We start from the raw sequence: 11,234 nt of genomic DNA on the forward strand, positions 1-11,234 counted from the left end.
CATGTCATCCGAAACACCGCTGCTGATCGACGAACTCGAAACCGCCGACATGCTGATCATCGACGACCTGCATGCCTGGCAATTCGCGCTGAACGAGGCGCTGCTCGACGATGCCGACGCCGCGGCTGAAGCCAATCAGCCATTCGCCAGCGAAGACATCCTGCTGACGATCGATCTGGTCGACGGCCGCACACGCCGCCAGTGGCAGTTCAGCTACAACCAGATCATGGAAGCCCAGCGCCAGCCCGATGGCGAAAGCTGGCTACTGGAAGGCCCACATCGACTGCAGTGCCTCAGTGCCATCGGCGGCGAGGACGAGTAACGCACCTCTAGCCGCCTCGCCCTGCGCGGGCGACGGCTATTGAACTCGCAGTCGTCCCCTCTCCGGCGGCTGCCACTGTTCGCACCCTCCATCAGCGGCCGTTCGATATAGCAAGCACCATCAGGATCGCCAGCCCACGGAGAAATTGAATATTGCGATTCTTGCCGTGCCGCGCTCCGGCATCACTCATAAGCAGTCCGATATTCGCAAGCCACCACGACTACCAGCCATTGCCTGGGTCACTCAGGATCGATTCCATTACCTCGGGGCATTGTTCAACACCTGGCCAGCCTCCCGCTGCGCCCTCGCCTCAACCATGAGCAGCCGATACCGGCGTCGTTCAATCCTGGCGCGCCTCACAACATGCAGCCATTGGCGGAGACGTCCGCTATGATCGCGCCCCTCGTCTGCAAGCCCGGTTGCACACCATGTCGTCTCTCGAACTGATCGCCTCGCTGCTTGGCGTAATCGCCGTATGGCTGACGGTGCGCCAGAACCCATGGTGCTGGCCGATCGGGCTGGGCATGGTGTCGCTGTACGCCTGGTTTTTCCTCGACGCCAGGCTGTATTCACAGGTGTTGCTGCATAGTGTTTTCGCCGCAATGCAGCTCTACGGCTGGTGGGCCTGGACGCGAGGTGCCGCAGGCGAACACGGTAGGCCCGTGACCGGCGCCAGCCCGCGTGAGGTGGCCATAGGCATTGCCTGTGCAGCGCTCGGCAGCCTGCTGCTCGGCAGCGCCATGGCGAGCTTCACCGAGGCCGCCTTTCCCTGGATCGACGCCACCCTCACCGCATTCAGCCTGCTCGCACAGCTGTGGATGGCCCTCAAGCGCCTGCAGTGCTGGCTCCTGTGGATCGTCGTGGATGTGCTGTTCATTGGCTTCTTCAGCTATCAGGGCTACTGGCTGACGGCCGGCCTCTACGCGCTTTTCACCGGGCTCGCGATCATGGGGCTGCGAGAGTGGCGCACTGCACTGGTGGCGACGCGATGAAGGTGCTGGTGCTCACCGGTCCGGAGTCCAGCGGCAAAAGCTGGTTTGCACAGCGGCTGCTGACTACGTTTGGCGGAGCCATGGTGGGCGAGTACGTACGCTATTACATCGAGCATACGCAACGCGACACGACGCTTGCCGACATTCCTGCGATTGCCCGTGGCCAGCTGGACTGGGAAGACGCCGCGAGAATTCAGGCACCGCATCTGCTGATTCTCGACACCCATCTGCTAAGCAACATGCTCTGGAGCCGCACGCTCTTTGGCGACTGCCCGACCTGGCTCGAGGATGAACTGCTGGGGCGGGATTACCACCAACATCTGTTGCTCTCGCCCGAGGGAATCGAGTGGCATGGCGACGGTCAGCGCTGTCAGCCTGATCTCAGCGAACGGATGGACTTCTTCCAGGCATGTCGCAGCTGGTTGGTGCAGCGGGACCAGCCCTTCGTCGAGGTCAGCGGCTGCTGGACCGAGCGCGAGCGGCAGGCGATCGCCCACACACGTGCTCTGCTAAACGAATGACTGGCCGCAAGCCCTATGGCTGGCGGTCACGACGTAACAACAGGCCGATGGCAAGCACGACCAACAGGCTACCCGGCAACCAGTGCACACCCATGCGCGCCGGCTGATCGAAGAACAGCAGCAGCATCGAAACGAAGGGCACCAGGTAGCTGTAGGCCGTGACCGCACCGGGCGTGAGAACGGATGTCGCTCGCTGCTGCAGGAAGAAGGTCATGGCGCTGGAAAAAACGCCGAGGTAGGTCACCAGCAGCAGATCCAGCAGGTTCATGCGCAGCAGCGACGCCGGTTGCTCCCAGATAAAGCCCATCAGGCCGATCAGCAGCGCGCCGGCGATCAGGCTCCAGAAGGTGCGTAAACCCGCCTGCCGCGGCAACGTGCCGTTCGCCAGCCCCCATTTGCTGAGCACCGGGTACAACGCCGAAGCGACGCAGCCAAAGAAGAAGCCCAGCTCGTCCAGGCCGAGCTGCATGCCGGAGAAATCGCCGCCGTTCTCGGCCCATGCCAACCCAAGCGCCCCGCTCGCACCAAGCGCCAGGATAGCCAACAGACGGCCGGCTGGCTGCTCGACACCAAGCCCGCGGCCCAGGCAATACGCCAGTAGCGGCACGCTGACGAACAACGTCGCCATCGACAGCGCGCTGACCCGATGGGCCGCCCAGAACATGGTGCCGAAAAAGCCCGCCAGGCATAGCCCCATGGCGGCGTATAGCAACAGCGTGCGCCAACTCGGTCGCCCTTCGCTCTGGCTCCAGGCCAGCGGCGCCAGGACCAATGCCGCAATGCTGAAACGCATGGCTGTCAGCAGCAGAGGCGGCAAGCCGTCAGTGAGCAAACCCACCGCGGGGAACGACAACCCGACAAATAGCGCCCAGAGCAGCATGCCCAGATGCGCGCGGGTGGTTCCGCCACGGCTATCGCTCATGCGCGTCTCCGGCGTGTGGTTGTCAAGGCTGGTGTTGATGGCATGCGGATGGTGGCTGCGGTTCAAAAGCTCGCTCCCTGTGAATTGTCTCGCAGCCCATGGGACGATTACAGACGCGAGGGGGACCGTCGAATGACCCTGATCGAGTGACTGAGGTTCGGTTTGCGCGTCACGCTGATGGGGCGCCGGGTGACCGTATCGATGGTGATGTTCCAGAAGCCGGTACTCGGCACGACGATTTTCGCCGGGAATTTATCGAACGCCCCACCATGGTAGGTGTGCCGACCGCCGTTCTTGAAACTGCGGAAATTGGCATCGTTCATCAGGCGGATGTTGCAGGTCTGCGAGCATTCGATGACGACGATGTCGTCCTCGTTGAGATGCTCGCGCTGGTGTATGAACTTCATCGACTGCTCCGACAGCGCACGTGGCGGCAAAGCGGCCAACGATAGCATGCGCACCCGTCGAATCGGACCGGTTGTGAACCACGCGGGAGGCGCACCATCGTGCCAGGCCTGCGCGCGGGTTGTTCAGTAGCGCGGGTTGTGTATCCTCTGTGTACCTATCCAACAGCTACCCTCCTTCCATGTCCAGCACGTCACTCCCCTGCTCTTCAAGCCTGCCCGCGGGAAGCCGACTGCTGTTTCTCTTCGATACCGGATTGCTGGCCCTGTGGTGAAACGCGGTTCGCCGCGCACTCAACCCATCGCCAACCCAGTTCATCGAGGAATACCGCCCATGCTTGCGGTCCGTAACACCGTTCAGATCGACGCCACTATCGTGCGCAACGCAACCCGTTGCGGTTTTTTCATGGCCGGCTTCGGCCTGTCCGTCTGGGCGCCGCTGGTGCCCTATGTACGCGAACGCATAGAGATGACAGATGCAGTGTTCGGCCTTTTGCTGCTCTGCATCGGCGTCGGCTCGCTGACCTGGATGCCACTGTCCGGCGTGCTGGTAAGCCGCTGGGGCATTCGCCCGGTGCAGCTGTGCAGCGTCGTGCTTCTGGCGTTGGCGCTGGCCGGCATGGCCCTGACCGACTCGATGCTGTTGCTGGCTCTGGCGCTGTTCTGCTTCGGCGGCAGCCTGGGCGTCATCGACGTGATCATGAACATTCAGGCGGTGCTGGTGGAGACTGCGGTCGGCCGTCGACTGATGTCGAACTTCCACGGCATGTACAGCCTTGGCGCCATCAGCGGCGCACTGATGCTCACCGGCCTGCTGACCCTCGGCCTGGCGCCGGAGATCGGCAGCTTTCTGATGATCGGGCTGATCGTTGCGGCGAACCTCGGCCTGGCCCGCGGCTTTCTGCCGAATCGTGCGCCGGGCGGCGGCTTTGCCTTCGTGCGGCCCACAGGCGTGGTGCTGCTCGTAGGCCTGATGTGCTTTGTCGTCTATCTGGCCGAAGGCGCCGTGCTGGACTGGAGCGCGCTTTACCTGACCGGTGAGAAAGGCCTCGAAGTGGCCAAAGGCGGCCTAGGTTACGCAGCCTTCGCCCTCATGGTGACCATCGCACGCTTCGCTGGTGGCCCGCTGGTCAATGCACTTGGCACGGCCCGCGTCATCGCCTTTGGCGGGTTGCTCGCGGCGTTCGGCATCGGCCTGAGCCTGGCCGCCGAACACTGGGCCGTGGCGCTGATCGGCTACGGATTGTGCGGGTTGGGCTGCGCGAACGTCTCGCCGGTGCTGATTTCGTCCCTGAGCCGGCAGGACGGCATGCCGGTGCAACTGGCCGTCACCGTGGCGACCACCATCGGTTTCGCCGGAGTCCTCGCCGGCCCTGCCATGATGGGCGTGGTCGCGCATTTCAGCTCGCTGGGCATGGCCTTCGCGCTACTCGCCGTCCTGCTGGTCGGCATCGTGCCGTTCTGCCGTCGCTTCACCGCGTGACCCCGGATAGAATGCGCGCCCTATGCGAATCCCAGACCTGCAGCAACGCCTCGCCGATATCGGCGCCAAGCCCCGTCATATCGGGCGAATGACACGTGCCTGGCTCAGGGGCCTGCCGCTCAATGTCGGCCGGCGCCAACAACAGGCCGAGGACTTCCTGCCGCTGAGCGTGCGCGCAGGGCTGCCGGCGCTGAGCGCCGAGATCGACGGTCTGGCGCGGCTGCGTTCCGAACATCCGGCGGCCGACGGTTCGGCGCGCCTGCTGGTGGAGCTGACCGATGGGCAGATGGTGGAAAGCGTCCTGCTGCCGCGCGACGGGCTGTGCGTGTCCAGCCAGGTCGGCTGCGCGGTGGGCTGCGTGTTCTGCATGACCGGCAAGAGCGGACTGCTGCGCCAGCTGGGCAGTGCCGAAATCGTCGCCCAGGTTGCCCTCGCCCGACGCTTCCGCCCGGTGAAGAAGGTGGTGTTCATGGGCATGGGCGAGCCCGCGCACAATCTCGACAACGTCCTTGAGGCCATCGACCTGCTTGGCACGGACGGCGGCATCGGCCACAAGAATCTGGTGTTCTCCACCGTCGGCGACATGCGCGTGTTCGAGCGCCTGCCGCAGCAGCGGGTCAAGCCGGCGCTGGCCCTGTCCCTGCACAGCACCGATGCGGCGCTGCGTCAGGCCCTGCTGCCGCGGGCGCCACAGATCGCACCAGACGAACTGGTCGACCTCGGCGAAACCTACGCCCGCGCGACCGGATTCCCGATCCAGTACCAGTGGACACTGCTCAAGGGCATCAACGACAACCAGGATGAGATGGATGGCATCCTGCGCTTGCTCAAGGGCAAGTACGCGGTGATGAATCTGATCCCCTACAACAGTCTGGAAGATGACGAATATCAGCGTCCCGATGGCGAGCGCATCGTGCAGATCGTGCGTTATCTGCACAGCCGCGGCGTGTTGACCAAGGTACGCAACTCGGCCGGCCAGGACATCGATGGCGGTTGCGGCCAGCTCCGCGCCCGGGCCGAGCAGGTGCTCGATCGCAAGCGACGCGTTGATCGCGGGGCCTGAACCCGCAAGCAGCAGTCACTGTCCCAGCGCAATACGATTGATGGCCCGCCCGGCCTCATACAGCAAGGAAAGCGCAAGCCGCATGCATACATTGGAACAACTGGAACGTGGTGAACTGACAGGAATCCGCCGTCTCGATCTCTCGGTCGACCTGCAGCATTTTCCGGAGGCGATCTTCGCTCTCGCCGATACGCTGGAAGTACTGAATCTCTCCGGCAACCGACTCAACAGCCTGCCGTCCGACCTGTCCCGCCTGCGCAAGCTGCGCATTCTATTCTGCTCGGACAACCTCTTCACCGAGGTGCCGGGCTGCCTCGGCGACTGCGAGCAGCTGGAGATGATCGGCTTCAAGGCCAACCAGATCCGCCATCTGCCTGGCGCCGCGTTGCCGCCGGCGTTGCGCTGGCTGATCCTCACCGACAACCAGCTGCAGGCATTGCCTGACGAGATTGGCAATTGCCGCCACTTGCAGAAACTGATGCTCGCTGGCAACCAGCTGTCTTCGTTGCCGGATACGCTGGCCAATTGCGTCAACCTGGAATTGCTGCGCATCGCCGCCAACCGCCTGCCAGCGCTGCCCGACTGGCTGCTGACACTGCCGCGACTCAGCTGGCTGGCCGCTGCCGGCAACCCCTTCAGCGACGCCAGCGAAGCGATGAGCCTCGCTCGTCATTCGCTACCGGCGATTCCGCGCGAACAGGTCGTCCTGCACGAGCAACTGGGCCAGGGTGCGTCGGGCATCATCTACCGTGCCGCATGGCAGCCGAGCGGACAGTCGCCCAAGCAAATGGCCGCCAAGCTATTCAAGGGCCATGTCACCAGCGACGGCCTGCCCCACAGCGAGATGGCAGCCTGCGTGTCCGCTGGCGCCCATCCGAACCTGATCGATGTTGCCGGGCCGCTGGCCGATCAGCCGGGTCAAACGCCGGGTCTGCTGATGAATCTGGTCGAGCCGGCCTTCCAGCCACTGGCTGGTCCGCCGTCGCTGGTCAGTTGCACACGCGATTGCTACGCCGAGGATCGAACCTTTACCGTGGAGCAGGCGCTGCGGATTGCCCGTGGCACCGCCTCGGCGGTCGCTCACCTGCATCAGCGCGGCATCCTGCATGGCGATCTGTACGCCCATAATCTGCTGGTCGACCCAACGGGCGAATGCCTGCTCAGCGATTTCGGCGCTGCCTCGTTCTTCGAGCCGGACAGTGCCACTGGCCAAGCGCTGCAACGCATCGAATCGCGCGCTTTCGGTTGTCTGCTGGAAGAGTTGCTGCAACGCTGCCCAGACCTCGAAAACGATTCGCATCGGCACACTCTGTTCGAGCTACAGAATCAGTGCATGTCAGAGCAGCCAGAAGGCCGTCCAAACTTCAGTCAGTTGCACACCACTCTCGCCGCGCTCTGACGCGCTTTCCGGAGCGACCCCGCAATGAACTCACCCAAAGCAGACGAAGAACATACGCCCTACCCTAAACCCTACTCGGATGCGGTGGTCGATCAGGACCCGTTCATCCGTGGTTTGAAACAGCGCCTGCCCGAGCACTTGCGTGAATCCTTCAGCGAAGAGCAGCTCGATGCCCTGCGTGGGGTGTTCGGCGCACGGTCATGGGTCAAGCACCGCGTCGATCTGCGCGGTACGGTAAAGGTGTGGCGCGACCGCTATTACTTCGCAATCGTCGCCGGTCGCAACAAGCGAAACCTGACCCGTCCCCAGCAAAATCTCTCGCTGATGGCCAAGGCTGCATTGGCGACCTTGTTCCTGCTGTTTTCTGCATTGGTAGGGCTGGTGATCCTGTACGTGCTCAAGTCAGCGCTGGGGATCAATCTTTTCCCGGGCTTCTCGCTAGGGCTTTGGGATTGGCTGAAGGAGAGCATCTGAGTGTCTCCAAACGCTCCATCTGACCGTGCGCAGACCAGAGCCCTGCACTACTCTAAATGACGCACAGATAACGGGGTATTGGTTGATCCGCTTCAATCCGCAGTCCTGCAGCTGGCAGAGCAAAGTCCTTCTTTGAACTTCCCTAGCTAATGAGGAGCTTGCGAAATGAACGATACTTCGAAAAAGCCTTCAGTCAGTACGAACGAGAAAAACGTGCCTTCGGCGTCTCAGGAGCCCTGGCGACCCTTCGACACCCTGCGCCGACAGGTGGATCGGCTCTTCGACGACTTTGAACGTCCCTGGCATCTACCCTTCAGCCGCCATGGTCTGGAAACCTCGCCCCTGTGGCAGGGTGGCCCCAATCGGATGCAGGCGATGGACGTTGTAGAGAAGGAAAACTCGTTCGAGATCACAGCCGAACTGCCCGGACTGGATGAGAAGGATGTGGAGGTAAAGCTGGCTGGCAACAGCCTGATCATCAAGGGTGAAAAACGCCAGGATCATAAGGAGGAACGCGACGGCTACCACCTATCCGAAAGATCCTACGGCAGCTTCCAACGCAGTTTCGCGCTGCCCGAAGGCGTAGACCGCGACAAGATCGACGCCACGTTCGGCAAGGGTGTATTGCGTCTGTCATTGCCCAAGCAGCCGGGCACCGCCGACAACACGAAGAAAATCTCCATCAAGGCAGAGTAATGCGACGGACCGGTTTGTCGTACAGCCGGTCCTGTCTTTCAAAAATAGCCTGTGCGCTCGCCTCGCTCGGCTCTCTTTACCGCATCAAGTCTTTGCGCTGGCAATGCCTTTGTACGACTAGACTCCGGAGAAACCGCGATTGGAGGCAGTCATGTCCGAGACACCAATGAAAGACGACCAGGAAAAGACTCTGACGCTTCGCGAAATGCTGAGCAGCGTTCTGGCTGCGGCACTGGGCGTACAGAGCGGCAAGAACAGGGCCCGGGATTTCAGCCATGGAAAACCCAGCCACTTCATCATTCTCGGCGTGGGTTTCACCGTTCTGTTCGTGCTGGTGATCCTGGGGTTGGTGAAACTGGTGCTCTATCTGGTAGGGAGCTGAGCTTTTACTACTGATGGCTGACCCAGAAGATCGCGGTGCCCACCGCGAGCATGATCAGACTGAAGATAGCCGCGGCGTCCACCACACTGTCGCGCTGTTCGTTTCTCACGGAAGTTCTCCTCTAGCGGTTCGATGATATCGACAGCTTCTTTGAGGCAGTTAAGACCACAGTTGTGCGTTGCTCAAGGGCAGCGGGTTATAAGTCCATTTCGCTTGGTTTGGTTCTAAACATATTCCCAAACATCACTTTTGCGTATAACCACGAGCTGGTATCGTGCCGCCCTCCCTTAATGGGTGCGCGGCCGTGCGCGCGAATGCTGTAGACAGCCTGAAAACAGGACATTTATGTACGTTTACGATCAGTACGACCAACACATCATCGAGGATCGGGTCCGGCAGTTCCGCGACCAGACTCGCCGCTTCCTGGCTGGCGAACTCGCTGATGAAGAATTCCGCCCGCTGCGTCTGCAGAATGGCCTGTACATCCAGCGCTACGCGCCGATGCTGCGCGTAGCCGTGCCTTACGGGCTACTGTCCTCCACCCAGGTACGCAAGCTGGCCGAGATCGCACGTCATTACGACAAGGGATACGCGCACATCAGTACCCGGACCAACGTGCAGTTCAATTGGCCCGAGTTGGAAGACGTGCCGGAAATTCTTGCCGAGCTGGCCACCGTGCAGATGCACGCCATCCAGACCAGCGGCAATTGCATCCGCAACACCACCACCGACCAGTTCGCCGGTGTCGCCAAGGACGAGCTGATCGATCCCCGCCCGTGGTGCGAGATCATTCGCCAGTGGTCGACCTTCCACCCCGAATTCGCCTTCCTGCCGCGCAAGTTCAAGATCGCCGTCAACGGCGCGGTCAGCGACCGGGCCGCCATCGAGGTGCACGATATCGGCCTGGAAGCGGTGAAGAACGAGGCCGGCGACCTGGGCTTCCGTGTTTCGGTCGGCGGCGGCCTCGGGCGGACCCCCATCGTCGGCAGCTTCATCAACGAATTTCTGCCTTGGCAGCACCTGTTGAGCTATCTCGACGCCATCCTGCGGGTTTACAACCGCTATGGCCGTCGTGACAACAAGTTCAAGGCCCGTATCAAGATCCTGGTCAAGGCACTGACGCCGGAAGTGTTCGCCGAGCGCGTCGAGGCCGAATGGGCCCACCTGAAGGACGGCCCGACGACACTGACCGAAACTGAAGTTCAACGCGTCAGCAAGTTCTTCGTCGATCCCGAGTACAAAACCCTGGAAGACCAGGACGCCGCCCTCGCCCAATTGGACGCCGAGCATCCGGGCTTCGCCCGCTGGCGCCAACGCAACGTCGTCGCACACAAGAAACCCGGTTACGCGGCAGTCACCCTCTCACTGAAGAGCACTGGCGTGGCCCCCGGGGACGTCACCGACAAGCAGCTCGAGGCCATCGCCGATCTGGCAGATCGCTATAGCTTCGGCGAGGTGCGCAACTCCCACGAGCAGAACATGATCCTTGCCGATGTCGAGCAGGCCAAGCTGTTCGAACTCTGGCACGAACTGCGCGAGCTGGGGCTGGCCACGCCGAACATCGGCCTGCTGACCGACATCATCTGCTGCCCTGGCGGCGACTTCTGCTCGCTGGCCAACGCCAAGTCGATTCCGATCGCCGAATCCATCCAGCGTCGCTTCGATAACCTCGATTACCTGTTCGACCTAGGCAACATCGACCTGAACATCTCGGGCTGCATGAACGCCTGTGGCCACCACCATGTCGGTCACATCGGCATTCTGGGCGTGGACAAGAAAGGTGCGGAGTTCTACCAGGTTTCGCTGGGCGGCAGCTCCGGCCGTGACGCGAGCCTCGGCCAGATCCTCGGCCCATCGTTCGCTCAGGACTCGATGCCCGATGTGATCGAAAAGATCATCAACGTTTACGTGGAGCAGCGTACCGAAGATGAACAGTTCATCGACACTTACCGCCGCATCGGCATTGATCCCTTCAAGGAGCGCGTCTATGCAGCGAATCATTAAGAACGATCAACTGGTCGATGAAACCTGGCACCTGCTGCCCCAAGAGCAGACGCTCGACGACCTGTGCAACAGCGATGACCTGATCGTTCCGCTGCATCTCTGGCTGGACCATGCCCATGCGCTGAAAGCCCGCGACGGCGGCCTCGGGGTCTGGCTCGATGCCAACGAGCAGGTCGAGGACATCGCAGACGACCTGGCGCACTTCCAGGTCATCGCGCTGAATTTCCCCAGCTTCACCGACGGCCGCCACTACTCCAGTGCCCGCCTTTTGCGCGAGCGCTACGGCTACAAAGGCGAGATCCGCGCCATCGGCGATGTGCTGCGGGACCAGCTGTTCTACATGCGTCGCTGCGGCTTCGATGCGTTCGCCATTCGCGCCGATCGGAACCCGGTCGACGCACTGGAAGGCTTGAAGGACTTTTCGGTGACCTATCAGGCCGCGGCCGACGATGAGCGCCCGCTGTTCCGCCGTCGCCAGGGTTGATAGCAGTCCGGTCGATTGCGACAAATAAAAAGCCCGCCTATTCAGAGCGTGTGAAAACGCACTGACGAGATGTAAATCCAATGCCCCG

At 61.9% G+C, this 11,234-nt stretch carries 13 protein-coding genes; 11 read left to right on the forward strand and 2 right to left on the reverse strand.

The features are described from left to right. Position 1 precedes the first annotated feature (1 nt). The 3 genes from LO50_RS06800 to LO50_RS06810 all read left to right on the forward strand — a co-directional run bounded on the left by LO50_RS06800 (position 2) and on the right by LO50_RS06810 (position 1,835). The gene (locus LO50_RS06800; protein ID WP_014820147.1) at positions 2 to 322 is read left to right on the forward strand and encodes a DUF5629 family protein; all 321 of its coding nucleotides are present in this window, start codon (positions 2 to 4) and stop codon (positions 320 to 322) included. A gap of 428 nt (positions 323 to 750) precedes the next feature. Further along, entirely contained in the window at positions 751 to 1,314 is a 564-nt protein-coding gene (gene pnuC / locus LO50_RS06805) for a nicotinamide riboside transporter PnuC (protein ID WP_044314525.1), read from the forward strand. Next, the gene (locus LO50_RS06810; RefSeq protein WP_044314516.1) at positions 1,311 to 1,835 is read left to right on the forward strand and encodes an AAA family ATPase; all 525 of its coding nucleotides are present in this window, start codon (positions 1,311 to 1,313) and stop codon (positions 1,833 to 1,835) included. The genes pnuC and LO50_RS06810 overlap by 4 nt, the downstream gene beginning before the upstream one ends. A gap of 13 nt (positions 1,836 to 1,848) precedes the next feature. On the opposite strand, the gene LO50_RS06815 is transcribed toward LO50_RS06810, so the two are convergent. Continuing rightward, entirely contained in the window at positions 1,849 to 2,823 is a 975-nt protein-coding gene (locus LO50_RS06815) for a DMT family transporter (protein WP_044314517.1), read from the reverse strand. Positions 2,824 to 2,864: 41 nt separating this feature from the next. Next, positions 2,865 to 3,164, reverse strand: coding sequence for a DUF1883 domain-containing protein (locus tag LO50_RS06820; protein ID WP_003279791.1), 300 nt, complete (start codon positions 3,162 to 3,164; stop codon positions 2,865 to 2,867). Positions 3,165 to 3,495: 331 nt separating this feature from the next. Between LO50_RS06820 and LO50_RS06825 the strand changes: the two genes are divergently transcribed. The 8 genes from LO50_RS06825 (at position 3,496) to LO50_RS06860 (ending at position 11,146) form a co-directional block, all read left to right on the forward strand. Further along, positions 3,496 to 4,644, forward strand: coding sequence for an MFS transporter (locus LO50_RS06825; RefSeq protein ID WP_014820142.1), 1,149 nt, complete (start codon positions 3,496 to 3,498; stop codon positions 4,642 to 4,644). A 22-nt stretch (positions 4,645 to 4,666) separates the two neighbouring features. Continuing rightward, positions 4,667 to 5,707: an RNA methyltransferase gene (locus tag LO50_RS06830; RefSeq protein WP_044314518.1), complete on the forward strand. Its 1,041-nt coding sequence runs from the start codon at positions 4,667 to 4,669 to the stop codon at positions 5,705 to 5,707. 82 nt (positions 5,708 to 5,789) lie between these two features. Beyond that, complete coding sequence (locus LO50_RS06835) at positions 5,790 to 7,106, forward strand: leucine-rich repeat-containing protein kinase family protein (RefSeq protein WP_044314519.1); 1,317 nt, start codon at positions 5,790 to 5,792, stop codon at positions 7,104 to 7,106. Between the two features lie 24 nt (positions 7,107 to 7,130). Further along, complete coding sequence (locus LO50_RS06840; protein WP_044314520.1) at positions 7,131 to 7,580, forward strand: 3-phosphoshikimate 1-carboxyvinyltransferase; 450 nt, start codon at positions 7,131 to 7,133, stop codon at positions 7,578 to 7,580. A gap of 165 nt (positions 7,581 to 7,745) precedes the next feature. Continuing rightward, on the forward strand, positions 7,746 to 8,276 hold the full coding sequence (locus tag LO50_RS06845) for an Hsp20/alpha crystallin family protein (RefSeq protein ID WP_044314521.1): 531 nt from the start codon (positions 7,746 to 7,748) through the stop codon (positions 8,274 to 8,276). Between the two features lie 166 nt (positions 8,277 to 8,442). Beyond that, the gene (locus tag LO50_RS06850; RefSeq protein WP_023445301.1) at positions 8,443 to 8,658 is read left to right on the forward strand and encodes a DUF2970 domain-containing protein; all 216 of its coding nucleotides are present in this window, start codon (positions 8,443 to 8,445) and stop codon (positions 8,656 to 8,658) included. A gap of 345 nt (positions 8,659 to 9,003) precedes the next feature. Next, a complete protein-coding gene (locus tag LO50_RS06855) occupies positions 9,004 to 10,662 on the forward strand; it encodes a nitrite/sulfite reductase (RefSeq protein ID WP_044314522.1) in 1,659 nt (552 codons plus the stop codon). Next, entirely contained in the window at positions 10,646 to 11,146 is a 501-nt protein-coding gene (locus tag LO50_RS06860) for a DUF934 domain-containing protein (protein WP_044314523.1), read from the forward strand. Before LO50_RS06855 ends, LO50_RS06860 begins: the two co-directional genes overlap by 17 nt. Positions 11,147 to 11,234 lie beyond the last annotated feature (88 nt).

It is taken from the genome of Stutzerimonas stutzeri (assembly GCF_000935215.1).
GTDB lineage: Bacteria > Pseudomonadota > Gammaproteobacteria > Pseudomonadales > Pseudomonadaceae > Stutzerimonas.